The following is a 26,005-nucleotide window of genomic DNA, read 5'->3' as shown; positions in this document are numbered from 1 at the left end:
CCCGTTCCTAGAACTTCGCTACGTGCACATGGTCGTCCGGCCCTCGGGCGGCGAGCCACAGCGACGCGCCGTCGGAAGCCGCGCCGAGGGTTCCCACGATGCTCCCGCTCGGGTACTCCGGCCGTTTGAACCAGCCCGCCCAGGTGCCGGACCACTCGTTGGCCCACAGCGAGTAGTCGCTCGCGGACGCGGTGAGCGCGACCTTCGCGCCGACCGCCACGAGCGTCGGGCTGCTGCTGACCGTGCCGCCGATGCCCGTCCAGTCCGACCACGTGGCGCCGGTCTTGGTGCGCGTCCAGACGCTGTCGTCGGCGGTGCGAACGGCGACGACCGTGCCGTTCGTGGACGTCGCCGCGCCGGGCCGGCCGTAGATCGGCTTGCCGCCGGGCGCGCCGAGACCTGACCACTGACCCGCGCTGGTCCGCAGCCAGACCTGGCCGTCGGCGCCACGCGCGAAGAGCGTGCCGTCGCCAGTGACGGACGGCGAATCGGTGAGCGTGCCGCCGAGCCGCTTCCAGTCGCCCCAGCGGCCCTTCGCGTAAGTGCGCTGGTAGGCGGCGTTGTCGAGGCCGCGGACGTAGACGTCGATGCCGTTCGGACCGGCCACCGCGGCGGGCTGGCCGAGGAACTCGCCGCCGATCTGACGCGGGCCGTCGAGGCCCTTGACCTGCAGGGAGCCGTTCCGGTCCCGGAAGAACGTCACCGTCTTGCCGCCGGTGCGGACGATCGCCGGGCTGGCGGACGCGTCGCCGCCGAGGTCGTCACCCGGGACGAGGTCGGTGCCGTGCAGGCGCAGGAACGCCGTGCCGTGCGCGGGCACGGTGACCGTGTACGAGCCGGTCGCGCTGCCGCGGTCGGCGCGGGCGCGCAGGTCGCGAACGGACACCCGGCCCTTGAGCCCGGCGTCGGCGAAGCTGAGCGTCATCTGCGTCGGCGTCTCACCGCGGTTGAACAAAACTACAGCCCGCTCGCCGTCGCGGGAGAGGACCTTGCTGTAGGTGTCGGTGCTGCCGTTGTTCGCGACGCGGACGCCCTGGGTGCCGAGGCGGTCCTGGTTGACGCCCACGATCTCCGGGTTCTTCAGCGTGCTGATCATCGACGCGGGCAGCGTGCGCGGGTCGGAGCCGAGGATCAGCGGGGAGGCCATCTCCGCCCACATGACGAACTGGGTGGTCGACTCCTCCTCGTTGAGCTCGTAGGTGCCCTGCTCGGTCTTGCGCATCGGGATCAGGTAGTCGGGGTCGTTGTAGTGCCCCGGCCCGTTGGCCTCGGGGTGCGCGGCGTTGGCGTCCATGTTGCGCAGGACGTCGGTCCAGATCCCCTCGTACGGCGTGCCGAACGCGATGTCCGTGCTGGTGCGCCAGGAGTCGGCGACGAGCGGGCCGTAGCTGTAGGCGATCCCGGCGACCTGGTCCGGCCCGTGCGGGGTGCCCCACTCGTCGGTGACCGGGTTGCAGACGTTGAGCACCATCGGCCGGCCCGCCTTGGCGAGGGCCCTGCTGAACTGCGAGAACGCGTCGGCGGGCTTGAGGTTCTGGGCGATGCCGCAGAGGAAGTCGACCTTGACGGCGTCGAACTTCCAGCTCGCGAACCGCTTGGTGTCCTGCTCGTAGTGGCCACCGGAGCCGGCCGCGCAGTTCTTGCCGTCCGACGCCCCCGCGTCGGTGTAGATGCCGGCCTTGAGCCCACGGGAGTGCAGGTAATTGACCAAAGTGGACAGTCCACTCGGGAACTTGGCCGGGTCCGCGAGGAGGTTGCCGCTCTTGTCGCGCGGGTCCGCGGCGGTCCAGCCGCCGTCGATCCAGACGTAGCGGTAACCGACGTCGCGCAGGCCGCTGGAGACGAGGAAGTCCGCGACGGACTCGACCGACGCCTCGCTGGGCGCACCCAGGCCGTAGTAGGTGTTCCAGCCCATGTACGGGGTCTTCGCGACCCCGCTGTCGTAGTAGTCGGGAGCGCCTTGGTCGACGGCCGGTGTGGCCTGGGCCGGGATCGCGATGGCGGTGAGCGCGGCCGCGGCCGCTGCTACGACCGCTAGGGACCTCTTCAGGAGCATGTTGCTGGACACCCTTCTCCAGTGAACAGGTGCTTTGCGGGGGCTCCGGGTGGCGGAGCCCCCGGCCCGGGGCGGAGCCCCGGTTGAAACAGCGTCGAGCTAAGCCTGGAGCAGCATGCCGGGGCGTCTCAGGCTCCGTCAAGAATAAATCCTAAATTAAGATTTCACGAGCTATGCTCTCGTTGATGAACACCGAAGTCGTCACTCTCGGCGAGGCGATGCGGCTGCTGCTCGCCGAGCCCGGCGTCGCGCTGCGGCGCGCGCACACCTTCACCTCGTCGGTCGCCGGCGCCGAGACGAACGTCGCGGTCGGCCTGGCCCGGCTCGGCCACGGCGTCCGCTGGCTGAGCCGCGTCGGCGACGACCCGTCCGGCGCGCACGTGCTCGCGACGCTGCGCGCGGACGGCGTCGACGTCTCGCGCGTCGAGGTTGATCCCGAGCACTACACGGGCTTCTTGCTCCGGGACACCGAAACGGTCGAGTACCACCGAAGCGGCTCAGCTGCTTCGCGCCTGTCAGCTGCGTACGTGCGCGAAGCGGGCCTCGATGGCGCTCGGCTCGTGCACGTCTCCGGGATCACGGCGATGCTGTCGCCCGGAGCGTGTGAAGCCGTCGAAGCGCTCTTCGCGCTCGCACGCGCTTCGGGCGCCTGGGTGTCCTTCGACCCGAACGTCCGGCTGAAGCTCGGCCGCCCGGAGCGCTGGCGCGAGACCGTCGGGCCGCTGCTGACCAGGGCGGATCTGGTCTTCGCCGGTGAAGAGGAACTCGAACTGCTCGGGCAGACACCGGACGCGCTGCTCGCGGGCCGGGCGCACACGGTGGTCGTCAAGCAGCGGGACAAGATCGCGCGGGCAGTGACGGCGGAGGGCTCGTGGAAGCAGGACAGCCTGGTCACGCGGGTCGTCGATCCGGTCGGCGCGGGGGACGCGCTGACGTCGGGGTACCTGTCGGCGTGGCTGCGCGGCGCGTCGCCGGCGGAGGCGTTGCACGCGGGCGCGGCCTGCGCGGCCCGGGTCGTCGGCACGCGGACCGACCTCGAAGGCCTGCCGGACCGGAGAGAACTGGCACTGATCAGCACGGAGGTGGACCGATGACCTACCGCTGGGAGATCACGGCGCATGCGCTGCGTCAGGGCATCGTCGGGATCGTACGGACGCACGACGCGGAGTCCGCGGTGGAAGCGGCGCGCGCGGTCATCGAAGCCGGGCTGCGCTCGGTGGAGCTGCCGCTCACGAACCCCGGCGCGCTGGACGCGATCTCGGGACTGTCCGCGGCCTACCCGGACGCGACGATCGGCGCCGGCACGGTGCTCGACGAGGCGTCGGCGGTCCTGGCCATCCGCGCCGGCGCGCGGTTCCTGGTGTCGCCGTCGGTGGACGCCGCGGTGATCCGGACCGCGCACCGGTACGGCGTCGCGGCGGTCCCCGGCGCGGGCTCGGTGACGGAGATCGTGCGGGCGCTGGAGGAAGGCGCGGACGCGGTGAAGGTGTTCCCGGCGTCCGCGCTGGCGCCGTCGTGGATCTCGGACGTCCGGGCGGCGCTGCCGCAGGCGCCGCTGGTACCCACCGGCGGCATCGGCCCGGACGACGTGCCACGCTGGCTGGCGGCGGGCGCGGTGGCCTGCGGGGTCGGCTCGGCGCTGACCCGCGGGACCACCGAGGAGATCGCCGTCCGGGTCGAGACGTTGTTGAGGAGCACGCATGGCTGAGCTGGTCTTCGTCGGCTGCTACACCGGCGAGGCGGGAAACGGCACCGGGATCACGACGTTCGCGCGGTCGTCGTCCGGCTTGACTGAGGTCGCCTCGCTGCCACTGGAATCGCCGTCGTGGCTGGTCCGGCACCCGTCGCTCCCGGTGCTGTATGCGGCGAACGAGACCGCCACCGGCTTTGTGACGGCACTGTCGTTGTCGCCTGCCGGGGCTCTTTCGGTGTTGGGCACTGCTTCTACCGGCGGAGCCCACCCGTGCCACCTGGCGGTGACCCCGGACGGCCGGTTCCTGTTGTGCGCCAACTACACCGGCGGCAGCCTGGCGGTGTTCTCGCTGTCCGCATCGGGCGCCTTGGTCTCCCGGACGGCCTCGGTCCAGCACACCGGAAGCGGCCCCTCCGCCGACCGACAGGAGGCGGCACACGTCCACATGGCGGTCCCGTCGGCGGATTCGACGGTGGTGAGCGCGGTCGACCTGGGCACGGACGAGATCCGCAGCTACACGCTGTCTTCTGACGGTTCCCTGTCGTCACTCGCCGTCTCGTCCCTGCCGCCGGGCACGGGCCCACGTCAGCTGGTCCGTCGGCCGGGCACCGACCTGGCGTACGTGGTCGGCGAGCTGGCCGGAACGCTGGTGACGGTCCGCGAGACGTCCCCGGGCGCCTTCTCAGTTGTAGCCGTGACGCCGTCGACGCTGTCGTCGGTGACACCGAACCTGGTGGCCCACCTGGAGCTGGCGGGCTCACGGATGTACGTTTCGAACCGCGGCCCGGACTGCGTCACGGAGTTCGCCCTCGACGACGCGGCCGCGGTGTCGGACCAGCCGTCCGGCGCGAACCCACGGCACTTCGCCCTGGTGGACGGCACGTGTTACGTCGCGGCCCAGAGCGACGACGCGATCACGGCGTTCACGCTGACGGCGTCCGGTGACGCGGAGCTGCGCCGCTACCCGACGGGATCGCCGACGTTCGTGCTGCCGGTCTCGCTTCCCTGAAGCCGTGAAGGCCTCCTTACCGGCTCTTATGGCCGGTAAGGAGGCCTTCACGGCTTTCGGCGGAGGATGACCACGTCGGCGTCGTGGTCTGCGGTCCAGTCGAACGGGAGGCCCGCGTACCTCAGGTGCGTGCCCGAGTAGTGCGTGCCGGAATCGTCCACATAGGACGACTCCGGACGTACCGAGAGGCGTACCCGCGACGAGCGGCCCGGGACCAAGGGTGCTCCGGTCAACGTGCCCGTGTTCCACGCCAGGACCACTACCGTGTCGCCGTCTTCCGAGGTGTACTGGGTGGCCGCCGTGGGGGTGGTTGGGCCGTGGATTACCTGGGCCGTGCCGTGGTGGATCACTGGGCGGATCTGCTTGTACAGCGTCACCAAGGCAGCCGCTTCTGCGAGTTGAGAAGGGTTCCAGCGTGACAGGTCCGCGCCGATTCCCAGTACTCCGGCCATTGCCGTGACGAAGCGGAAACGCAACGAACGCGGGCGCGGGTCGAAGACTCCCGGTGCGTCCGTCACCCAGGAACTCATCAAGTGCGGCGCGTGCATCAGCAGGAAGCCGTCCTGGATGGACAGGCGGTCGAGGGGGCCCGTGTTGTCGCTCGGCCAGACGACGTCCGTGCGCGCCACCGTCGCCAAGTCCGTGCGGCCGCCGCCGCCTGCGCAGGCCTCGATCGTCACGTGGGGGTGCGCCGAACGTAGGTGGTCCAGGACTGAGAGGTAGCCCTCGACGTGCTCGGCGTCCAAGTCGGCGAAAGGGGAACCAGGGCGGCCGCGTTCTGTTGGTGGGCGGTTCATGTCCCACTTCAGGTACGAGATCGGGTACGTCGACAGCAGTGAGTCCAGAGTGGACTTGATGAAGGAGACCACCGCGGGTTGGCCCAGGTCCAGCAGCAGCTGGTTGCGGATCAGCGTCAAGGGACGCCCGTCGATCCGGTACACCCAGTCCGGATGCGCGGCGTAGAGCTGCGACTTCGGGCTTACCGCCTCCGGCTCCACCCACAGGCCGAACTCCAGCCCCAGGTCCCGCACCGAGTCGACGAACGCGCCGAACGACTCGTCCGCCGGGGTCCAGTCGCCCAGGCCGCCGGTGTCGTCGTCGCGGCCGGTGAACCAGCCGTCGTCCACCACGAACAGCTCGACGCCGATGTCGGCCGCGTGCTTCGCCAGCTCCAGCTGGTGCTCACTCCGGACGTCGAAACCCGTTGCCTCCCAAGAGTTGTAGAGCACCGGACGCGGGCGCTGCCACCGGGAGCCGGCCAGCACCCGGTCGTAGTCGTGCCACACCGACGCCAGCCCTGGCAGTCCGTCCACACTGGACGCCAGAGCGACCGGCGGTGTTGACAGAGAGGCGCCGGGTTCTAAAAGCACCGGGCCCGGGGACGGCAGCCGTCCGGCTCGGATGCGCGTCAAGCCGGACGGCTCGACGTCCGCCTCGATGGACCACGAACCCGGCCAGGCCAGCGAGACGCCGTAAGCAGGGCCGCCGGAAACGTCCTGCACCGCCAGCCACGGGACGTGCGCGTGGCCCGGCACGCCGAACCGGCTCTCCATCCGGAACCCGCCGGCGGGTAGCGACACCGACTGCCGGGTGAACTCTTGTGACCACTGGCCGGTCAGGTACGTCAGCTGGGCGCCGCCGACCGTCGGGACGCACACCCCCGCCGAGCCGAGCCGGTCGAACTCCAGCGTCGATGAGCCGGCATTCGAGAACTCGACCCACCGCGTGAGGACGTCCGTGTCGGGCACCGGCCGGTAGCACAGCACCGCGCGCAACCCGGTCACTTCGTCCACAAAGGTCAGACGCAGATCCGCATCCGATGCGGCGCCGTCGAAGCGCCACCACGAACCGCCGCGCACGGCGACGTCCGCGCCGGAGAACGGGCGCAGGCCCAGCGGCGCGTACTCGACCGGGGCCGCGTCGGCCTCGGTGATGAAGTGGACGTCGCCCGCGTTCGTGAACACCGACGGCCCGTCCTCGATCCCGGACGGCCCCCACGCGACGAGTTCGACCCACCGGGAAGTGGGGTCCAGCGCCACGGTGTACGAGGTGGACTTCATGGTCACTGTCCACGTCACTTGATCGCCCCGATCGCCAGCCCCGAGATGAAGTGCTTCTGGAACCGCAGGAAGACGGCGACCGTCGGGACGGCCGCGATGACCGAGCCCGCCGCGATCACGTTCCAGTTGGACACGTACTGCCCCTGCAGGCCGAGCAGCGCCGGCGTCACCGGCATCACCGTGCCGGTGCGCAGCACGGTGATCGACCACAGCAGGTCGTTGAACGTCCAGGTGAACGCCAGCGCGCCGAGCGCGGCCAGCGCCGGGCGGGTCATCGGCAGGATGATCCGGCCGAAGATCTGCACCACGCCGGCGCCGTCGATCAGCGCCGCCTGCTGGATCTCGTCCGGGATCGAGCGCATGAACCCCTGCAGCACGAACGTGTAGAAGCCGAGCCCGAACCCGACCTGCACGACGATCAACGCCGTCAGCGTGTCGTAGATCCCCAGCAGCTCCGACAGTTTCGCGACCGGCACCAGCAGGATCTGCGGTGGCAGCAGGTTGCCCGACAGCATCACCAGGATGATCGTGCGCCGCAACGGAATCTGGTACCGGCTGAGCGCAAATGCCGCCGCCGCGCTGAGCAGCAACGACAGCAGCACCGTCGGGATCGTGACGATCAGGCTGTTCAGCATCGCGTGCCCGCCGCCGCCCTCGCCCCACGCCTGCCCGAAGCCGTCGAGCGAGAACGACGCCGGCAGCGCGCCGAGGCCGTTCGACGCGATGTCGGAGAACGTCCGGACGCTCGTTGTCAGCACCAGCACGATCGGCAGCAGCCACAGCACCGAAAGCCCGCCCGCGAGCAGGTGGAACCCCGCGGTCCGCGTCCGCCTCACGAGTCCTCCCGGAAGGCGCGCACGAGGTAGGTCACGATCACGCCGAACGCCAGCACGAAGATCACGACGGCCAGCGCGGACGCGTAACCGAGCCGCAGCGACTGGAACGCCGTCGCGTACATGTACGTGCTGAGCACCTCGGACGAGTGGTACGGCCCGCCCTTCGTCATCGACCAGATGACGTCGAACGACCGCAGCGAGTCGATGATGATCACCGACAGGACCACGGAGTTGACGCTGCGCAGCTGCGGCCAGGTGACGTTGCGGAACTGCTGCCACGCCGTGGCGCCATCCAGTTTGGCCGCTTCGTAGAGCACCGGGTCGATCCCCTTGAGCCCGGCCAGGTACAGCACCATCACGTACCCGAGCTGCCGCCACAGCGCCGGCACGAGCACCGCGTACAGCGCGGTCTTCGGGTCGGCGAGCCAGGCGTGCTGCCAGCTGCCGAGCCCGATCGCGGCGAGCAGCCGGTTGATCACGCCGTCCGGCTGGTAGATCACCTGCCAGATCAGCGACGTCGCCACCAGCGAGAACACCACCGGCGTGAACAACGCGGCCCGGTAGAAGCCGACGCCCTTGCGTTCCTTCTGCAGCAGCGTGGCGAGCGCGAGCCCGCCGACGGCCGAGAGGCCGCCGAAGAGCACGAGCCAGATCACCGTGTCGAGCGCGGCCGTGCCGAAGATGTCGTCGGAGAACATCTCGGCGAAGTTCCCCAGGCCGACGAACTGCGGCGCCGAGACGCCGTCCCAGTTCGTCAGCGCCAGGTAGAACCCCTGCAGCGCGGGCCAGAACACCCAGAACCCCTCGACGACGAGGGGCACCAGGACGAACGCCAGCAGCACGGGCGAGACCCGGCGACGACGGCGTTTCGCGGCCAGGAACGCCGTGTCGGGCCGTTTCGCGGTCAGCACCGCCATCTCAGGACTGCCAGACCTTCTGCGCGGCGGTCTGCCAGTCGCTCAGGATCGAGTCGAGCTCGTTCGGCTTCTGGATGAACCGGATCAGGGCCGCGTCGGCGGTCGGCTGCAGCGCGTCGGAGGAGTCGCGGTTGAAGAACTGCGTGATCTCCTTGGCGTCGGTGAGCAGCTTCCGTCCTTTTCGGACCAGCGGCGTGCCGTTGTCCTTGGCGTCCGGGTTGGTCGGCAGGACCGTGCCGGAGGAGTTCTTGATGTAGAGCTCCTGCGCCTCGGCCGTCGCGGCGTAGGAGAACCACTCCTTGACCTCGGCGACGTGCGGGGTGCGCGCGCTGGCGAAGAAGCCGTCGGTCGGGCCCTCCTCGGCGACCGGGACGGCCGGGTCGAGGATCGGGAACTGGAAGAAGTCGAGGTCGTCCAGCGCGTCCTTCGGGGCGGCGTCGGCGAAGAACGTGCCGGTCAGGATCATCCCGGTGCGGCCCTGGAGCAGCACGGTCGTGGCGTCCTGGAACGCGATCGCGGTGCCGTTCGGGTCGGTGTAGGGCAGCGCCTGGCGCCACGGGTCGAAGATCTTCTTGACGCGCGGGTCGTCGAAGCGCTGCTTGCCGGCCAGCAGTTCGCGGTGGAACGGCGCGCCGTTGATCCGGATGTTGAGGTAGTCGAACCAGGCCGACGCGGTCCACGGCGTGGTGCCGCCGGCGCCCATGCCGATCGGCGCGATGCCCTTGCCCTTCAACGTTTCGCACAGCGCGAGGAACTCGCTCCAGGTGGTCGGCGGCCGCACGCCCCACTTCGCGAAGTTCGACTTGCGGTAGAAGAAGCCCCACCAGTAGTACGACGTCGGGACGAAGACCTGGTGCCCGGCGCCGTCGCCGGACAGGTTCCGGAAGGCCGCGCTGTAGTTGCCCATGGTCTGCCAGACGTCGCCGACGTCGAGCAGCAGGCCCTTGCGCGCGTAGCCCGACAGCAGCGAACCCGGGTACCACGTGAAGGTGTCCGGCGGGTTGGCCGCGGTGAGGTAGCTGGGCAGCTGGGTGCGGAAGGTCTCCGACGCGACGGTGTTGACCGTCGCCGTCGCGCCGCCCTTCGCGCCGAACGCCTGCGCGAGGGCTTCGATGGCCTTCTTCGCCTCGGGCGAGGACAGGTTCGACTGGACGGTGACCGCGCCGGCGGCCTGCTTGACCGGGCCGTTGGACGCGGAAGTGGCGCAGGCGGCGAGGAAACTGCTCGAGCCGATCGCGCCCAGCCCGGCCAGGCTCGCGTTGCGCAGGAAACGACGGCGGGACAGGCCGGCACTCGTCATCTCTTGACCCCTTTGTCTCGATGTCCGCACGGGCGTGACTGCTGCCAAAGAGTGCAACCGGGCGCCGTCGCTGTCAAGATGTATTCATAATTTATGACGACTTCGCCGTCAGCGTAGGATGCGCTCAGCTAGACCGCCGCCAGCTGAAAGGCCCCTCCATTGACCGAACACCGGCCACGCGGGCTGCACGGGCAGACCGTGGAGGCGCTGGCCAGCCGGATCCTCTCCAACGAGTGGGGCGAGGGCACCGTCCTCGACCTGCCCGCACTGCGCGAAGAGCTCGACATCAGCCTCACCGCGCTGCGCGAGGCCCTGAAGGTGCTGGCCGCGAAGGGCATGATCGACGCGCGCCAGAAGCGCGGCACGTTCGTCCAGCCGCGCGAAAAGTGGAACATGCTCGACGCCGACGTCATGCGCTGGCAGACCGCGGCCGCCGACGACCCGGGCCTGCTCGACGAGCTGACCGAGGTCCGCGCGGTCGTCGAACCGGCCGCCGCCCGGATCGCGGCGGAACGAGCGTCCGACGAGGACATCGAGTCACTGCGGGAGGCGCTGTCGGACATGGCCGCGGCGGAGGGTCCGGAGGCCAGCGTCCAGGCCGACCTGGCGTTCCACCGGCGGCTGATGACGGCCACCCACAACAACTTCCTGATGCGGATGGAGCGGATCATCGCGATCGGCCTGGCCGAGCGCGACAAGGTGGTGCACGGCGCTTCGGCGGCGGAGGACCCGGTGCCGTCGCACCGCAAGGTGCTGGACGCGATCATCGCCCAGGACCCGGCCGCGGCCGAGCAGGCGATGCTGGCGCTGGTCACCAAGTCCCGCGACGACCTGGCGAAGGCTCAGCGCACGCGGTCGTGAGTGCGTAACAGTGTTCTAACACTGTTACGCACTCACGAGCCGTCGAGCGCCGCCTGCAGCATGCGGGCCGCGGCGGCGCGGGGTGCCGGGTCGACGGCGATCAGCGCGTTGACGACCGCGCCGTCGACCAGCGCCACCAGCTTCTCCAGCTCGGCCTCGCGCACCGGCGTGCCCGAGCGGGCGAAGATCTCCGTCAGCAGCTCGTTGAGCTGGACCGACAGCGTCCGCATCAACGGCCGCAGGTACGGCCGGCGGCCGGTGGCGACCAGGCGCTCGTAGCGCAGCAGCACGGCTTCGGCGTCCGCTTCCTCGTCGCCGCTCTCCGGGCCCAGCAGCATGTCGAGCACCAGCTCGACCATCGCCTGGACGCCGCGGTTGCGCGTGGCGAGCTCCTCCAGCCGGCGGCGGCCGGTCTCGAGCTCGGCGTTGCCGTGGTGCTCGACCGCTGCGGCGACCAGGTCCTCCAGCGAGTCGAAGTAGTACGTCGTCGACGCGAGCGGCAGCCCGGCCCGCTCGGCCACCGCGCGGTGCCGCACGGCGTCGAACCCGCCCTCGACGAGCAGCTTCGCGGCGGCCTCGACGAGCGCGGCGCGCCGTCGTTCCCCCTTGGGAGTTGCCGCAGCGGTCATGGCCGTTCATTCTGCCAAGCGGCCCGGCGGCGCCTCAGAAGCGGGGCGCGAGTTCGCTCGCGAACCGGTCCACGTCACCCGCGTACGGGGCCGCGTTCGCCGCGTCCGGCACGCTGACCAGCACCAACGTGCCGCCGGACGCCGTGGCCACCCGCGCCGTCACCGTGCCCGCCGGCTGGGACTTGAAGGCCACCGAAATGCCCTTCGGGTACACCGCCGCGGCGACCTCGCCGCCCGGAACCGGGAACCCCGCGGACCGCGACGCCGTCGTACAGGCGCTGCCCGGGGACGCCTGGGCGGCGGCGACGTGGCCGGGAAGCTCGCCAGCGAGGGCGATGGCGAGCTCCCCGTCCACCTCTTCGCACCCGGAGGCGCCTTCGGCCAGCTGGCCGGTCTTCCCGTCTACGCCGCCCCCCTGCTGGGGCGGCGTGGACGAGAAGTTCGGTGACTCCCCACCGGCTTGAGGACGGGCCACGCTGGGGTTCGGTTGTCCCGAACCCGGGCCCGACTGCGCCGACACGGCGTTGTCGCTCGCCGCGGTCAGCGACTCGGGGGTACCCCCGGAGAGCAGCCCGTAAGCGCCGAACCCGACGACGACCAGGGCCGCGGCACTCACCCCGGCGGTGATCCGGTTCCGGCGCCGCACGGTCTGGCGGCGGGACTCGCGCACGACGTCGCCCTGGTCGAACGAGGGCGACGGCGCGTCCCCGGGCGCGGCGGAGAACAACGACCGCAGCTCCTGCTCATCCATTGGTCTCCACCTCCCGTTCGAGTACCTGCTTCAGGTTCGCCAGCCCGCGGGCGGTCTGGCTCTTCACGTTGCCTTCGCTGCAGCCCAGCGCCTGCGCCGCGCCGGTCACGTCCAGTCCTTCGAAGAACCGCATGACCAGCACCGCCCGCTGCTTGGGCGGCACTTCCTTCAACGCCGCGAGCAGGTCTTCCCTGGTCGCGACGAGGTCGTCGAGCCCGGGTCCGTCGTCGACGCGTTCCGGCAGCACTTCGGTCTGCCACTCGCGCCGCCACGGACGCCGCGATTCGTCGATCGTCGCCCGCACGAGCGTCTTGCGCACGTACGCGTCGGTCGCCGCGCGATCCCTGATCTTCTTCCACCTCCGGTGCAGCGCGACGAACGCCGTCTGCGCGAGGTCGTCCGCCCGGTGCCAGTCGCCGCAGAGCATGTACGCGGTCCGGCGCACGGCGTCCCGCCGGGCGGCGAAGTACTCCGCGAACTCCTGTTCGTCGCGCTGATCCACGCGCTGTCGTGCTCCGCTCTGTTGTCGTCGGTGGGTAGGACGGAATCAGGGGCGTCCACGGTTGCACGGACCACCCGGGTTCGACCACTCAAGGGCTCATTGATCCCCGTCCGGCCGGTGTGATGTGATCACTCCGTGACCTTCACGCTGCCTCCGCTGGACTTCCGTTCCGACACCGTCACCCGGCCGGACGACACGATGCGGGCGGCGATGGCCTCCGCCGAGGTCGGGGACAACGTCCTCGAACGCGACCCGACCGTCGCCGAGCTCGAAGAGAAGGCCGCCCACGTCCTGGGCATGCCGGCCGCCCTGTGGGTGCCGAGCGGGACGATGGCCAACCTCGTCGCGTTGAGCCTGCACCTGCAGCGCGGCGACCGGTTCCTGGCCACGCGCGGGGCGCACGTGCTCGCCAACGAGCTGGGCTCGGCCGCGTGGCTGGCCGGCGGCATGCCGGAGGCGCTGGAGCACGACGGCGGCCCGGGCCGCCCTTCGCCGAGCACCCTCAAGGCGGCGATCGGACAACCCGGGCCGTACTTCACATTACGGACATCTCTCCTCTGCCTCGAGAACACGCACAACTCGGCCGGCGGCGCGGTGACCCCGCCCGACGAGCACGCCCAGCTGCTGGCCGTCGCGAAGGAGGCCGGGCTGACCGTGCACCTCGACGGCGCCCGGCTCTGGCAGGCCGCGGTGGCCCTGGAGGTGCCGCCGGCGGCGCTGACGGTCGGCGTCGACACCGTGTCGGCCTGCTTCAGCAAGGGCCTCGGCGCGCCGGTCGGCTCGGTCGTCGCGGGCAGCGTGGACTTCGTCGAGCGGGCCCGCCGGATGCGGCAGATGCTCGGCGGCGGCGTCCGGCAGGGCGGCGTCCTGGCCGCGGCCTGCCTGATCGCCCTGGAGCGCGTCCCCGACCTGGCCGCCTCGCACGAGAACGCGCGTCGGCTGGCCGAAGGCCTGAACGAACACGGCTGGCCGACCAACACGCCGGACACGAACATCGTGCTGGCCGAGGTGCCCGACGTGCCGGCGGCGCTGGCCTGGCTCGACTCGCTCGGCATCCGCACCGGGCCGATGGCGGGCAAGGTCCGGTTCGTCACGCACCGGGACCTGAGCGCGGCCGACATCGACGAAACCCTGCGCCGGATGGAGAAGCAGTGAACTGGATCGTCTTCGACTACGGCGACGTGCTCAGCAAGCCGAGCGCGGCCCGCCCGGAGCTGGCCGCCAAGCTCGGTGCGCCGCTGCCCGAGTTCGAGCGGGCCTACTGGGACCTGCGGATCCCCTACGACGCCGGCAGCACGCCGCTCGAATACTGGCAGACGGTCGGCGACGCGCTGGGCCGGCCCGTCGACGAGGCGCTGTCGGACGAGCTGACCCGGATCGACGTCGAGGGCTGGGCGCACCTGGAGCCGTCGTCGAAGGACCTGCTCGAGGCGCTGGCCGAGGCGGGCGCGTCACTGGCTCTGCTCTCGAACGCGCCGTCGGTGTTCGGCGAGTGGGTCCGCGAGCAGGACTGGGCGCGGTTGTTCCAGGTGACGCTCTTCTCCGGCGACGTCCGGTGCGTGAAACCGGACGCGAAGATCTTCGAGCTGCTGCTGGAGCAGCTCGGGGCCGAGCCGGGCGACTGCCTGTTCTTCGACGACCGTCAGTCCAATGTGGACGGCGCGCGGGCGGTCGGGCTCAAGGCACAGCTGTGGAACGGTGCCGGGGCGGCGCGGGCGTGGCTCGGGTGAGCCGCCCGGCGCCGCTCCGGCGCCGCGCTCAGTAGCGGTTGATGCGCTTGGGGTCCTTCTTGCCGCTGATGGCGCCGTAGGCGGCCGTGCCGAGGAAGATCACGCCGCCGATGATGGCGATCCACAGGACGGCCTTGAACACGAAGCCGATCACGGCGCCCAGCACCATGAACGCCACCCAGGCGACGATCAGGCCGCCGACGATCTTCCAGAACATGGCTTCCTCCGATGTGTTCCCGTGGCCCCTCCGGCCTCGTGACTCAAGCGTGCCACCTCGGCCGGGGAAACTCCCCTCGCAAGAGCAACGTTCAGGGATGAATCAGGGTTCCCCCTGGCCCAGCCAGGCCCCCAGGCGGCGGACGCCCTCGTCGATGTCGTCGGCGCTGCCCGCGAAGGAGAAGCGCACGTACTTGCCGCCGTCGACCGGGTCGAAGTCGATGCCGGGCGTGATGGCGAGCCCGGTGTCGGCCAGCAGCCGCTGACACCAGCTGAGGCTGTCCTCGGTGTGGGCGCTGACGTCGGCGTACGCGTAGAAGGCGCCGTCGGCGGGGGCCAGCTTGTCGAGGCCGATGCCCTTCAGGCCGGCGAAGAGCCGGTCGCGGTTGGCGCGGTAGTGCTCGACGTGCGCGTCGGCCTCGGCGTACGCCTCCGGCGTGAACGCCGCGATGGCCGCGTACTGGGAGACCGCGGGCGGGCAGATGGTGAAGTTGCCGGTCAGGACGTCGACCGCGCGGTGCAGCCGCTGCGGCACGAGCATCCAGCCGAGCCGCCAGCCGGTCATCGCGAAGTACTTCGAGAAGCTGCCCAGCACCATCGGCTCACGGCCGTACTGCCACGCGCAGTCGAGCTCGGCACCGTAGGAAACGCCGTGGTAGATCTCGTCGCTGATCAGCTGAACGCCGTGCGACGCGCACCAGCCGGTGATGGCGGCCAGCTCCCCGGGCGGCAGCACGGTGCCGGTCGGGTTGCTGGGGCTCGCCACGATCAGGCCGTCGATCGGGCCCAGCTCGTCGAGCAGGGCCACGGTGGGCTGGAAGTTCGTCTCGGCGGTCGTCGCGAACTCGACGACCTCGCAGCCGAGCACGGACAGCAGGTTCCGGTAGGCCGGGTAGCCGGGCCGGGCCATCGCGACCCGGGCGCCGGGGTCGAACGCGCTGAGGAAGGCCAGCAGGAACCCGCCGGACGACCCGGTCGTCATGACGACGTCCTGCGCGCTGACGTCGAGGCCGTACTTCCGCCGGTAGTGCCCCGCGACGGCGTCCCGCAGCTCCGGGACGCCGAGCTGCTCGGTGTAGCCGAGGGGGCTGCTCCGGAGCGCCTTTTCCGCGGCTTCGAGGACGGGCTTCGGCGCGGGCACGGACGGCTGTCCGGCGGCGAGCGACACGAGATCGCCGTGACTGCGCTGCCGCGCCCCGGCCGCGGAGATGACGTCCATGACGTGGAAGGGCGGCACCGCGGCCCGCAGCGCGGGCCCGGCGAAGGCTCCGAGGTCGACCATGCCGCCAGGCTAGCTCCCGGTCACCGAAAGCCGTGAAGGCCTCTCGGAGTCATGGAGTCGTTGCAACACCGCCCAGCGAAGGGTGGAACTGCGATGACACGGGTACGAACCCATCGGTGGCTACCACGCTCGGCGCAGCTGCTGTTCTGGCAGCAGATCCGGGCAGGCCTGACCGCGAAACCGGCCGCGCAAGCGGCCGGTTTCGCCCCCGCCACAGGCGGGCGGCTGTTCCGCCAAGCTGGCGGGGTGATCAGCAACGCACCCCACCAGCCCGGGCCGGTCCGGCTGACCATCGCCGAGCGGGAAGAGATCGCCTGTCTGAAAGCCGCAGGTCACGGCCCACGCGCCATCGGCAGAACGATCGACCGGCCGGCCTCGACAGTGTCACGGGAGCTGGCCCGCAACACCGGCCTGACCGGCCACTACCGGGCCAGCAGTGCCCAGCACGCGGCCGAGGAACGCGCGAAACGACCCAAACCGGCGAAGCTGCGCGCCGATCCGGCGTTGCGGGCGGCGGTGCAGGACGGGCTGACCCGGAAGTGGTCGCCGCGGCAGATCTCCGAGAGACTGGTGCTGGACTTTCCCGACCGGCCGGAGATGCGGGTGTCGCACGAGACGATCTATCAGTCGCTGTATGTGCAGGGCCGGGGCGCGTTGCGCCGGGAACTGACCGCGGCACTGCGGACCGGGCGGGCGTTGCGGATGCCGCGGCGGCAGGCCCAAACCCGGCGGGAACGCCCGTCGGGCGGGATCCAAGACATGGTCAACATTTCCGAGCGGCCGGCCGAGGCCGCCGACCGGACGGTCCCGGGGCATTGGGAAGGCGACCTGATCCTGGGCAAGGACAATCGGTCCGCGATCGGGACGCTGGTGGAACGCTCGACCCGGTTCGTGATGCTGCTGCACCTGCCCCACGGGCGGGACGCAGCCACCGTCGCCGCGGCGATGACCGAGATGATCCAGACGTTGCCGCCGCTGCTGCTGGGCTCGCTGACCTGGGATCAGGGCAAAGAAATGGCCCATCACCGGAAGATCACCCTGGACACGGGGTTGCAGATCTACTTCTGCGATCCGCATTCGCCCTGGCAGCGCGGCAGCAACGAGAACACCAACGGTCTGCTCCGGCAGTACTTTCCCAAAGGCACCGACCTGTCCCAGCACAGCGCGGATGATCTGGTGCGGGTGGCGGAGGAGCTGAACGGGCGGCCTCGGGAGACCCTCGGCTGGCGGACACCAACCGAGGCCCTCACGAAGCTACTGTCAGATCAACAAACACCAGGTGTTGCAACCACTGCGTGAATCCGCCCCTCCTTCACGGCTTTTAGCGCCGGTAAGGAGGCCTTCACGGCTTTGGGCTCAGTAGCCCTGGTAGGCGCCGCCGTGCGCCATCGCCTTGATGCCGGGCACGTTGCCGAGGCCGCCGTAGCGGTCGACCGAGTACTTCACGCCGGCGATGATGTTGTCGACCGGGTTGTAGATGTTGTCGTGCCCGGGCAGCTTGTGCGCGTTGAACGTCGAGTCGATGCACTGCATGAGCCCCTTGGACGGGTGCCCGGCGGCCGCGTTCGAGTTTCCGGTCAAGAAGATGTGATCACCTTCCTGAGCCGTCCACGTGCCCAGTTCCGTCGTCACGCACCACACGTCACCCCGGCCGGCAGCTTCCTTGTTCAGGAAGGCTCCAGTGACGACCGGGTTGTTCAGGTGCACGGAGAACTCCCGGCGCCACGTTTTCGGTTGGTTCGCCCGTTCGACCGGGAGAACGCGAGGCCGCGATCCGGACAGGTAACCGGCCAGCGCGATGGCGTCGAGAACGGCACCGGCCGCCTGGTAGACGACCACCTGAGGTCGCGAATAGCCGGGCCGCGAGTACCGGCTTCCCTCGGCGTCGATGACCGCTTCCAGCCACGCCGCACGCTGCCCGCTGGACATCGCCAGCACCTGGGCGACCGCGTCGGACTTGGGATTTCCGGCTCGCCTCAGCAGATCCTGGGCGTAGTCGTGGTCCAGGCGGAACTGGTGTCGAGGCCCGCACCCGCCGCGGTCGTCGACGTACACCGCGTGCGGCACGCCGTCGAGAAGCCGGCGGATCTTCGCCACCATTTCGGGCTTCGACTGGGCGATGGACATGGTCGGGCGGTGCTGCCGGGTTTCGACGTGACCATCACCGGCGATCCACCCGAGAACGGCGGCTTCCGGCACGCTGATTTCCAGCGTCGACTCGGTCGCGGCCGGCGCCGTCAGCAGAATCCGGTCGCGCGATCCGACGTCCTGGGTGGCGACGAAGCCGGGCTCGTTCTCGTACCGGTTCTCCTGCTTCGGCGAAACGAAGCCGTGTTTCTTGCGCCGATGCACCGCCACGCCGTTCTCCGGCTGGTGCGCCGCACGCGGCGCCCACCCACATTCCGGACAAATCACCGGCAGGTCGGAACGCCGGACATTGACCCGCGGCAGGTTGAGCCAGCGATGGTTCGGTGTCGTGGTCGCACTCCACCGGGAGTTGCTCATCCGGACCAGCTCGGCGTCCTCGTGGTGGACGACCCTGGTGATCCGCGTCCACTTGCCGCGCCCGGTGGCCGGGTCGAAGCCGATCGTCTCGTCGCCGACCTCGACCGCGTCGTGCTTCAGGACACCACGCTTGGTCAAGATCAGCGTGTCCAGTGGCACGCAGTCCCAGTTGTTGATGGCGTTCGGGTTCCCGCCGGACTCGTGCTGGATGATCGCCCAGATGTTGGGGATGTCGGCGTCGGTCACGGGGACGCCGGCGGCCTGGAGTGCCTTGATGGCCTCCTGGATCCACTGCTGGACGTTGCCCGGGGGCGGCGACGCGGGCGGGCCGCCGCTGGGGCCGAGGCCACCGCCTCCGCCGCCACCACCGCCGCCTCCGCCACCACCGCCGCCGCCGTGGGACGCGCCGTTGGAGTGGATGCCGCCGGTGCTCTTGGGGGCCGCGGCCGAGCTGGCCGGCAGCGGCACCTGGTCGTAGCCGCCCTCGATCTGCTGGGACATCAGCGTCTGTGACGCCTTGATCGCGGTGTCGGCCTGGGTCTGCAGCCCGGCCACGTCACCGTCGTAGCCCGCGGTGATGGTGTGGATGTCGGTCTTGGCCGTCGCGAGGATCTCGGCCGCGCTGGGGCTCGGGGCCGGCTTGCCGTTGTCGACCGCCGTCTTGGCGTCGGCCAGCGCTTTGTTCATGGCCGACTCGGCCGTGGTGTTGCGGGCGTTGACGTCCTTCTCCGCGGCCAGCTGCTTGTCCTGGACGGTCTTCTTGATCTGCGCGAGGTTCTGCTGCAGGTCGTCGAGGTCCTTGGCGACGTCTTCGAGGTGGGTCTGCACCTTCGTGCCGGCGTCACGGACCTGGCGGACGTAGGTGAAGAACTGGTCCGCCGCGGGACCGGCCCACACGTGCGCGTCCAGCGAATCCGTGGAGGTCTTCAGCGAGGCGTTGTGGTCGCCCGCGTTCTTTCCGGCGTCGCGAAACTGCGTCGCGGCGTCGGTGATTTTCTGCAGATCGACCTTTTCGACCTGGTTCACCTTTTGCAGGAAGGCGTCCCAATTGTCGGGCGTCCCGGCGCCGACCCCGTTCAATGCCACTCTCGTGCCCCCTGCTCAGTTCACTTGTCGACGTGCAGCTTGAGGTCGCTCGCCCCGACCTGGTCGGTTTCGGCGATCAGGCCGGCGGCCTTGCGCATGGCGAACCCCAGCGCCTCCATGTGCTTGCCCGCGGCGTCGAACTGGCTGTGCACGCCGTCCTTGAACTTGCCGACCGAGCTGTGCGCCTCGCCGTTGGCGTCCATCCCGCCGAAGGGGCTTTCCTTCTCGTGGTCCATGCCGGTGAGCTTGCCCTTGGACTTCTCGAACTCGTCCTTCAGCTTCTCCACCTGGCCGGCCGCGATGGCCATCGAGTCGGCGTCGTAGACAGGCACGGTTCGTCATCCCCTTCGGAAAACTTGTGTCCGCCCGATCAGACGTCGGCACGACCAGGACGGTTCCCCGCATACTTTATGACGTCCCGCGCACTGTGCGTACCGATCTCCGCCAACTTCCCCGGCGGGGTTCAGGCCTCCGCCACCAGTTCGCGGATCCGGGTCGCCAGCAGGGCGTTGTCCGCCGGGGTGACGGTCGCCCACTCGCGGCCGTCGCGGTCCTTCGCCACCTGGAACAGGTAGCGGCCCGCGTCCGTGTCGAAGAACGCCAGGACCCGGGGCGCCCGGTGGGCCACGCCGTCGCGGCCGGTGCGTTCCGCGCCGAACTGGCCGCGGGCTTCCTGGCCCAGCAGCATGCCCGACAGCTCCTGGGCCTGGAACAGCACGACGCCCTGGTCTTCCAAGGCCGTGACCAGCGCCTTCGGGTCGCCGGTCGCCGCCGCGTCCGCCGCGCGCAGCGTGTCGTACGGGATGCTGACCGTCTGGCCGATGCCCGGGCCGAGGTCGCCCGCCACCGAGACCGCCGCCTCCGGGAGGCCGTCCTCCGTCGCCGGGATCAGCCAGACCTCGTTGTTGTCGACCACGGCCAGGACCGCCTGGCTGCGGACGTTGACCGCGCGGCCGCGGATCTCGCGCTCGGCCCACACCCACACGTCGATGCCGAACTGCGGGCGGGCCAGCAGGTGCAGCATGTCGGCCACCTCGCCGGACACCCGGCGGTTGCGGGCCAGGCGCCGCTCGGCCAGCGACGTCCAGGCCGCCTCGACGACGTCCGCGCGTTCCGTGCGGGTGGTTCCCCCGCTCGGCACGTCCAGCGCGACGTGCCGGCGGGGCAGTCCGAGCGACTCCCAGAGGACGTCGAACTCGGACGCGGACAGCACGAGGCTGCCGTGGTCACGCGTCACGGTCAGTGCCCGTCCCCGCCGTGGTCACCGATCACGTCGGGCGAAACCATGCGCTGGTCGGCGAACAGGTCCTTGTCGTCGACGCCGAAGCGGCGGACGTGCTCGTCGTCCTCCTCCTGCGGCGCGGCCTTCGACAGGAACCGCGGGTCCTCGCCCTTCTGCTTCGTGCCGATCTGCTCCGACTTCCGCAGCGCGGCGGCTTCCTCCTCGGGCAGCTCGCCGACCGGCAGCGGCCGCACCGGGCCCTTCGGCTGGTTCTGGCTGCGCTTCTCGCGGTCCTTGTCGCCGGCGAGCGCGCCACCGGCCGCACCCGCGCCGACCGCCGCCGCGCCCGCGCCCAGCTCGCCCGGGGTCGCGCCCGGCTTCGCCGCGAACCCGCGTTCGGCCGTGAACTGCCCCGGCGCGATCGGGGCCTGCGGGGCGGCGCCGACCGTGCGGCCCTTCGCCAGCAGGCCGTCCGCGCCGCGGTTCGCGCCACTCGCCGAACCTTCGAGCCCGGTCACGCCACTGCCGGAAGCCCCGCCACCGCCGAGCGACTTGATCGGCGACGTCTGCGTCGAGCCGGTCGCGGGCCCGCCCGGCAGCTGGCCGGAGCCAGAGCCAGAGCCAGAGCCAGAGCCGGGACCGGACGAACCGGGCGCGCCCGGCGGGACGAAGGTGTTCGGGTCGCCGCCACCGGGCTGGCCGGGGTTGAACCCGCCGGGCCGGCCGGGCTCGCCGGCCGTGCCGCGGCCCGGCGCGTTGACCCAGCCGGGGCCGGGTGACGTCGGCGGCTTCGCGGCCGACGGTGCCGTCGCGGAGCTGGGCGACGTGCCCTGGCTCGCCGGGACGGTCACGCCGGTGTGCCGCGGCGGCGGCGCCACCGGCCGCGACGGCTGCTGCTGCGCCGGGGTGCCGTAGACCGGGGTCGGCGGGTCGGCGTGGACCGTGTGCGACACCGGCTGCACCACCGGCGGGTCGACGTGCACCGAGCGGACCTTGTCCGACGCCGGCCGCACGCTGCCGTCCGGGGTGACCGCGACGGACGCGCCGGCGACGTCCAGCACGCCGGGCGTGACACCGGGAGCGGCCAGCTTCAGCGACTCGGGGTCCGACAGCGACTGCGTCGAGAGCAGGTTGGTGCCGCTGTCCTGCGCGTACTCGTTCAGCGCCTGCGTCGCCTGCGCCTTCGCGTTGTTCGCGGCCTCGACCTGCCGGGCGTGATCGGTCTCGAAGCCGATCAGGCTCAGCAGCAGGCCGTCGCCGAGGGTGTAACCGCCCGCGCCCTTCCGGACGGTCTCGGCGTCCGGGAGCTTGTACTTGGTGCGGTTGAACGCCTCACCCTGCTCGAACACCATCTCCGCGGCGTGCGCGACCTTCGTGGTGGCGTCCTGGGAGAACCCGGCCTGCTCGGTGAGCACCTGGCTCGCCGCGCCGCCGGCCTGGCTCTGCCACTCGACGCCGAGCTTGAGCAGCTGGGCGCGCAGCGTCTGGTCGGTGTGGGCGAGCGCGGTCGCGACGGCCTTCAGCGCGTCGACGGCGGTCCCGATGCTGCCGGTGCCGTCGCCGGTGATCATCCGCGTGATCTGGTCGGCGATCGCGGTGTTGGTCCAGCCGTCGAACCGGTGGTTCTGGATCCCGGCCGCGAGCTCGGAGAATTCCACGCGCTCTCCCTAGTTGCGTGACTTCAAGGACTGCAGCGCCAGGTCGGCGGCGTGCGCCGACATGTCGCACAGCTGCGGCTGCGTGAGCTGGCCGCGGGTGACGGCGAAGGTCTGGACGGCCAGCGTCTGGCCCCTCGCCACGCCGACGAGCGTTTCGCAGTCGGCCGGTTCGCCGGCCGCGCGGTAGTTCGTCAGCGCCGGATAACCGCCGATGTTCTTCGGTTCGGTGGTCATGCTGTTCTTCTTGCGGGCGCCGGTGATCCACTGGTCGAGGTCGGACGACACCGCCCGCACGTGGTAGGAGTGCACCGGCTCGGCGCCGTCCGCGTCGAACACGCAGGTCGGCCCGTCCTGCTCCGGCGCCTCCCGGGGCGCGCTGGTGATCTTCAGCGCGTCGAGCTGCACCTGCGGGAAGACGTCGCACAGGTCGACACCCTGCAGCGTCAGCTCGGCCGGCCGTTGCGGCAGCTGAGCCGCCTTGGCGCTCTGCGACGCCGCGGTCGCGGCCGTCTCGACCGGGTAGGGGGTGCCTTCGGTGCCCGCCGAGCAGCCGGCGAGCGCCGCTGTCGCGAGCACGCCACCGGTGATCCGCAAGGTCCGGTTACGCACCGTGCTTGCCGCGGTCACCGAACACCGCCGCCTTCTCGTCTTCGCTGACTTGGTAATCCTTCGCCGCGTCTCGCAGCTGCGAAACCAGGCGCTTGAGACCCGCGACGTACTCGCGGACCTGGCCCGCGTAGGAGCGGTCGCCGTCGGCGATCACGGAGTTCCAGGCCGCCATCGACTGGGTGCTGATCACGTCGGCGGACGGCGCGTCGATCCGCAGCTCGCCGAGCCGCGTGAGCAGCTGGTCTTCGAGCGCGTTGGCCTGCTCTTCGACGATCCGGGCGACGTCGAGGACCTTGTCCGGGTGGACCAGGACGTCCGCGGCGGCCGGCGCCACCGGGACGGCCGTGCTGAGGTCGTACGAGGGTCCTGACATGCTCTCCCCTGACGTGATACCGACAGTGACCGGCCGATTCCCGTTGAGGCTACCAACCACGACGTAGCCGGAGCCTGAGATTCGACGAAGTTCGTCGCCCGCCGGTTCCCTCGTCCCCTCAGATCAGGCGTTCTGCTGCGCCACCGGGGCGCCGACCTCGCCGTTCGCCGCCTTGAGCGCGATGTCCGTGCGGTGGTGCGAGCCCGCGAGGTGCACCTTCTCCACGGTTTCGTACGCGTGCTTGCGCGCCGACTTGAGGGTCTTGCCCGTGGCGACGACCGACAGCACGCGGCCGCCGGCGGACACGACCGCGCCGTCGTCACGCCGCCGGGTGCCGGCGTGCAGCACGCCGTCGATCTCGCCGCCGGTGATGACGTCGCCGGTGCGCGGCTTGCCCGGGTAGCCGTCGGCCGCGATCACGACGGTGACCGCGGCGCCGCCGGCCCACTCCAGCGGCGGGTGCTCGGCGAGCTTGCCGGTGGCGGTGGCCTGCATCAGCCCGGCGATCGGCGTGCGCAGCAGGGCCAGCACGACCTGGGTCTCCGGGTCGCCGAAGCGGCAGTTGAACTCGATGACCTGCGGGCCTTCGGACGTCAACGCGAGCCCGGCGTAGAGCAGGCCGGAGAACGAGGCGTCGCGCGCGACCAGCTCGTCGGCGACCGGCTGGACGACGCGCTCGACCAGGTCGTCGACCAGGTTCTCGGGCGCCCAGGGCAGCGGCGCGTAGGCGCCCATGCCGCCGGTGTTCGGGCCGGCGTCGTCGTCGCCGACGCGCTTGAAGTCCTGCGCGGGCAGCAGCGGCACGACGGTGTGGCCGTCGACGAAGCAGAAGAGCGAGGCCTCCGGACCGTCCAAAAAGGACTCCAGGAGGACGGGGTGGCCGCCGTCGAGCAGCATGATGGCGTGCTTGCGCGCGACGTCGTAGTCGGTCGTGACGACGACGCCCTTGCCCGCGGCGAGGCCGTCGTCCTTGACCACCCAGGTCGGGCCGAAGCGGGCGAGCGCGGCGTCGAGGCGGGCCGGGTTGTCGACCACCTCGCTGCGCGCGGTCGGCACGTTCGCCGCGGCCATGACGTCCTTGGCGAACGCCTTCGAGCCTTCGATGCGGGCCGCCGAGGCCGACGGGCCGAAGCAGGCGATGCCGGCCTTGCGGACGGCGTCGGCGACGCCGGCGACGAGCGGGACCTCGGGCCCGATCACCACCAGGTCGGCCTGCCAGCTCTTCGCGAGGGCCGCGACCGCTTCCGGGTCCGCCGCTTCGACGCCGAGCTGCTCGGCCATCGCGGCCGTCCCGGCGTTGCCGGGCGCGCAGGCCAGGGCGGTGACCGTGGGGTCGCCGGACGCCGCGAGGACGAGAGCGTGCTCACGGGCGCCGGAGCCGATTACCAGTACGCGCACGCCGCACAGCGTATCCGGACGGCTTCGCGCCGGACATTTCGCCGTCCCCGGGACGGGTGTCCACGTGCCGTTTACCGCCGCTTTCGCCCGGATACGCACTTCGGATGCTTGCGACAGTGAGGGTTGCGCGAGTAGTCAGGGCACACCCTGTGAAAAGAGGTCACCAGATGAAGCGCAAACGTGTCGGCGTCCTGGCACTCGCCGGACTGGCGTTGCTGAGCGTCACCGGATTCGCGATCGGCTCGGCCAACGCGGCCGAGACCGGGTCCGCCGATGCGGCCGCGCACGGGCGGGGTCACGATGACCCCGTGATCATCGGACACCGCGGCGCGCCCGGGTACCGGCCGGAGCACACGCTCGCCTCGTACGAGCTCGCCTACCGCCTGGGCGTCGACTGGGTCGACGTCGACCTCGTGCCCACGAAGGACGGCCGGCTGGTCGCCCGGCACGAACCGGAGATCGGCGGCACCACCGACGTCGCGCAGCACCCGGAGTTCGCGTCCCGCAAGAAGACCCTGGTGATCGACGGCGTCTCGACGACCGGCTGGTTCACCCAGGACTTCACGCTGGCCGAGCTGAAGACGCTGCGCGCGGTCGAGCGGATCCCGGTCAACCGGCCGCACAACACGCTGTACAACGGGCGCTACCAGATCGCCTCCTTCCAGGAGGTGCTCGACCTGACCAAGCGCCTCGGCAAGGAACTGCACCGGACGCTGGGCACCTACCCCGAGGTCAAGCACTCGACGTTCTTCCAGACGATCGGCAACCCGATCGAGCCGAAGCTGGTGACGGCGCTCAAGCGCAACGGCCTCGACCGGCCGGACGCGCCGGCGATCATCCAGTCGTTCGAGGTGTCGAACCTGATCGCGCTGCACAAGCAGGTCCGGACGCCGCTGCTGCAGCTGACGTCGGCGACCGGCGCCCCGGCCGACTTCGTCGCGAAGGGCGACGAGCGGACGTACGCGGACCTCGTGACGGCGTCCGGGCTGAAGGACGTCGCGAAGTACGCGAAGTACCTCGGGCCGGACAAGAGCCAGATCATCCCGCTGGACGCCGCCGGGAACCTGACGAAGCCGACCGCGATCGTCGCGGACGCGCACAAGGCGGGCCTGAAGGTGCAGCCGTACACGTTCCGGAACGAGAACCCGTTCCTGCCGGCCAACCTGCGCTCCTCGGCCGAGCCGGACGCCTACGGTGACGTGTTCACCGAGGAGGCGGCCTTCCTCAAGGCAGGCGTCGACGGCTTCTTCGCCGACCAGGGCGACACCGCGCTCGAATCGCTGCACGCGTTCCTGGGTCGCTAAACGCTTTG

General features: G+C 70.7%; 24 protein-coding genes and 2 pseudogenes. 8 read left to right on the top strand and 18 right to left on the bottom strand.

Features of this window, described 5'->3' with window-relative positions:
• Positions 1-7: 7 nt before the first annotated feature.
• Positions 8-2,056 (bottom strand): hypothetical protein, encoded by a 2,049-nt coding sequence (locus OG570_RS12795; protein ID WP_326956623.1) that lies wholly within the window; start codon positions 2,054-2,056, stop codon positions 8-10.
• Between the two features lie 185 nt (positions 2,057-2,241).
• On the opposite strand from OG570_RS12795, the gene OG570_RS12790 reads away from it, so the two are divergent.
• From OG570_RS12790 to OG570_RS12780, 3 genes are read left to right on the top strand one after another with little or no spacing between them, the layout of a single operon-like run.
• Positions 2,242-3,150 (top strand): sugar kinase, encoded by a 909-nt coding sequence (locus OG570_RS12790; RefSeq protein WP_326956622.1) that lies wholly within the window; start codon positions 2,242-2,244, stop codon positions 3,148-3,150.
• Entirely contained in the window at positions 3,147-3,764 is a 618-nt protein-coding gene (locus tag OG570_RS12785) for a bifunctional 4-hydroxy-2-oxoglutarate aldolase/2-dehydro-3-deoxy-phosphogluconate aldolase (RefSeq protein WP_326956621.1), read from the top strand. Before OG570_RS12790 ends, OG570_RS12785 begins: the two co-directional genes overlap by 4 nt.
• Positions 3,757-4,758 (top strand): lactonase family protein, encoded by a 1,002-nt coding sequence (locus OG570_RS12780; RefSeq protein ID WP_326956620.1) that lies wholly within the window; start codon positions 3,757-3,759, stop codon positions 4,756-4,758. The genes OG570_RS12785 and OG570_RS12780 overlap by 8 nt, the downstream gene beginning before the upstream one ends.
• Before the next feature lie 47 nt (positions 4,759-4,805).
• On the opposite strand, the gene OG570_RS12775 is transcribed toward OG570_RS12780, so the two are convergent.
• The 4 genes from OG570_RS12775 to OG570_RS12760 are packed head-to-tail and all read right to left on the bottom strand — an operon-like array spanning position 4,806 to position 9,871.
• Positions 4,806-6,818 (bottom strand): alpha-galactosidase, encoded by a 2,013-nt coding sequence (locus OG570_RS12775; protein WP_326956619.1) that lies wholly within the window; start codon positions 6,816-6,818, stop codon positions 4,806-4,808.
• 14 nt (positions 6,819-6,832) lie between these two features.
• A complete protein-coding gene (locus OG570_RS12770; RefSeq protein WP_326945181.1) occupies positions 6,833-7,654 on the bottom strand; it encodes a carbohydrate ABC transporter permease in 822 nt (273 codons plus the stop codon).
• Positions 7,651-8,571 (bottom strand): carbohydrate ABC transporter permease, encoded by a 921-nt coding sequence (locus OG570_RS12765; protein WP_326956618.1) that lies wholly within the window; start codon positions 8,569-8,571, stop codon positions 7,651-7,653. The genes OG570_RS12770 and OG570_RS12765 overlap by 4 nt, the downstream gene beginning before the upstream one ends.
• 1 nt (position 8,572) lies before the next feature.
• Positions 8,573-9,871, bottom strand: coding sequence for an ABC transporter substrate-binding protein (locus tag OG570_RS12760; protein ID WP_326956617.1), 1,299 nt, complete (start codon positions 9,869-9,871; stop codon positions 8,573-8,575).
• 159 nt (positions 9,872-10,030) lie between these two features.
• On the opposite strand from OG570_RS12760, the gene OG570_RS12755 reads away from it, so the two are divergent.
• On the top strand, positions 10,031-10,732 hold the full coding sequence (locus tag OG570_RS12755; RefSeq protein WP_326956615.1) for a FadR/GntR family transcriptional regulator: 702 nt from the start codon (positions 10,031-10,033) through the stop codon (positions 10,730-10,732).
• Positions 10,733-10,764: 32 nt separating this feature from the next.
• Here OG570_RS12755 and OG570_RS12750 read toward each other — a convergent pair whose 3' ends face one another.
• The 3 genes from OG570_RS12750 to OG570_RS12740 are packed head-to-tail and all read right to left on the bottom strand — an operon-like array spanning position 10,765 to position 12,614.
• Entirely contained in the window at positions 10,765-11,361 is a 597-nt protein-coding gene (locus OG570_RS12750; RefSeq protein WP_326956614.1) for a TetR/AcrR family transcriptional regulator, read from the bottom strand.
• 34 nt (positions 11,362-11,395) lie between these two features.
• Positions 11,396-12,112 carry a hypothetical protein gene (locus OG570_RS12745; RefSeq protein WP_326956613.1) on the bottom strand — a complete coding sequence of 239 codons (717 nt, stop codon included), beginning with the start codon at positions 12,110-12,112 and terminating at the stop codon, positions 11,396-11,398.
• On the bottom strand, positions 12,105-12,614 hold the full coding sequence (locus tag OG570_RS12740; RefSeq protein WP_326945187.1) for a SigE family RNA polymerase sigma factor: 510 nt from the start codon (positions 12,612-12,614) through the stop codon (positions 12,105-12,107). Before OG570_RS12740 ends, OG570_RS12745 begins: the two co-directional genes overlap by 8 nt.
• A 135-nt stretch (positions 12,615-12,749) precedes the next feature.
• On the opposite strand from OG570_RS12740, the gene OG570_RS12735 reads away from it, so the two are divergent.
• Positions 12,750-13,769: a threonine aldolase family protein gene (locus OG570_RS12735; RefSeq protein ID WP_326956612.1), complete on the top strand. Its 1,020-nt coding sequence runs from the start codon at positions 12,750-12,752 to the stop codon at positions 13,767-13,769.
• Entirely contained in the window at positions 13,766-14,344 is a 579-nt protein-coding gene (locus OG570_RS12730; RefSeq protein ID WP_326956611.1) for an HAD family hydrolase, read from the top strand. The genes OG570_RS12735 and OG570_RS12730 overlap by 4 nt, the downstream gene beginning before the upstream one ends.
• Positions 14,345-14,372: 28 nt before the next feature.
• Here OG570_RS12730 and OG570_RS12725 read toward each other — a convergent pair whose 3' ends face one another.
• Together OG570_RS12725 and OG570_RS12720 are read right to left on the bottom strand one after the other, a co-directional pair.
• A complete protein-coding gene (locus OG570_RS12725; protein WP_247059237.1) occupies positions 14,373-14,561 on the bottom strand; it encodes a hypothetical protein in 189 nt (62 codons plus the stop codon).
• Positions 14,562-14,663: 102 nt separating this feature from the next.
• Positions 14,664-15,842 carry a pyridoxal phosphate-dependent aminotransferase gene (locus OG570_RS12720; protein ID WP_326956610.1) on the bottom strand — a complete coding sequence of 393 codons (1,179 nt, stop codon included), beginning with the start codon at positions 15,840-15,842 and terminating at the stop codon, positions 14,664-14,666.
• A gap of 93 nt (positions 15,843-15,935) precedes the next feature.
• Between OG570_RS12720 and OG570_RS12715 the strand changes: the two genes are divergently transcribed.
• Positions 15,936-17,141, top strand: a complete 1,206-nt coding sequence (locus OG570_RS12715) for an IS30 family transposase (protein WP_326943343.1) — start codon at positions 15,936-15,938, stop codon at positions 17,139-17,141.
• A gap of 57 nt (positions 17,142-17,198) precedes the next feature.
• On the opposite strand, the pseudogene OG570_RS12710 reads toward OG570_RS12715, so the two are convergent.
• The 8 genes and pseudogenes from OG570_RS12710 to purD form a co-directional block, all read right to left on the bottom strand.
• Positions 17,199-17,414 (bottom strand): annotated as a pseudogene (locus OG570_RS12710) (transglycosylase SLT domain-containing protein); the annotation flags it as partial.
• A 1,710-nt stretch (positions 17,415-19,124) separates the two neighbouring features.
• Positions 19,125-19,373: pseudogene (locus OG570_RS12705) on the bottom strand (WXG100 family type VII secretion target); the annotation flags it as partial.
• Positions 19,374-19,453: 80 nt separating this feature from the next.
• Positions 19,454-19,765 carry a hypothetical protein gene (locus OG570_RS12700; protein WP_326945191.1) on the bottom strand — a complete coding sequence of 104 codons (312 nt, stop codon included), beginning with the start codon at positions 19,763-19,765 and terminating at the stop codon, positions 19,454-19,456.
• 131 nt (positions 19,766-19,896) lie between these two features.
• On the bottom strand, positions 19,897-20,670 hold the full coding sequence (locus OG570_RS12695) for an ESX secretion-associated protein EspG (protein WP_326956609.1): 774 nt from the start codon (positions 20,668-20,670) through the stop codon (positions 19,897-19,899).
• Positions 20,671-20,672: 2 nt separating this feature from the next.
• A complete protein-coding gene (locus OG570_RS12690) occupies positions 20,673-22,313 on the bottom strand; it encodes a hypothetical protein (RefSeq protein WP_326956608.1) in 1,641 nt (546 codons plus the stop codon).
• A gap of 9 nt (positions 22,314-22,322) precedes the next feature.
• A complete protein-coding gene (locus OG570_RS12685; RefSeq protein ID WP_326959998.1) occupies positions 22,323-22,889 on the bottom strand; it encodes a DUF3558 domain-containing protein in 567 nt (188 codons plus the stop codon).
• A gap of 25 nt (positions 22,890-22,914) precedes the next feature.
• Complete coding sequence (locus tag OG570_RS12680; RefSeq protein WP_247059243.1) at positions 22,915-23,295, bottom strand: hypothetical protein; 381 nt, start codon at positions 23,293-23,295, stop codon at positions 22,915-22,917.
• Positions 23,296-23,418: 123 nt separating this feature from the next.
• Positions 23,419-24,693: a phosphoribosylamine--glycine ligase gene (gene purD, locus OG570_RS12675; RefSeq protein WP_326945194.1), complete on the bottom strand. Its 1,275-nt coding sequence runs from the start codon at positions 24,691-24,693 to the stop codon at positions 23,419-23,421.
• Positions 24,694-24,860: 167 nt separating this feature from the next.
• On the opposite strand from purD, the gene OG570_RS12670 reads away from it, so the two are divergent.
• A complete protein-coding gene (locus OG570_RS12670) occupies positions 24,861-25,997 on the top strand; it encodes a glycerophosphodiester phosphodiesterase (RefSeq protein WP_326956607.1) in 1,137 nt (378 codons plus the stop codon).
• Positions 25,998-26,005: the final 8 nt, after the last annotated feature.

Source organism: Amycolatopsis sp. NBC_01286, assembly GCF_035982555.1.
Classification (GTDB): domain Bacteria; phylum Actinomycetota; class Actinomycetes; order Mycobacteriales; family Pseudonocardiaceae; genus Amycolatopsis.
The sequence above is the reverse complement of the archived record's forward strand: the minus strand, read 5'-3'. Positions and strand labels throughout refer to the sequence as shown.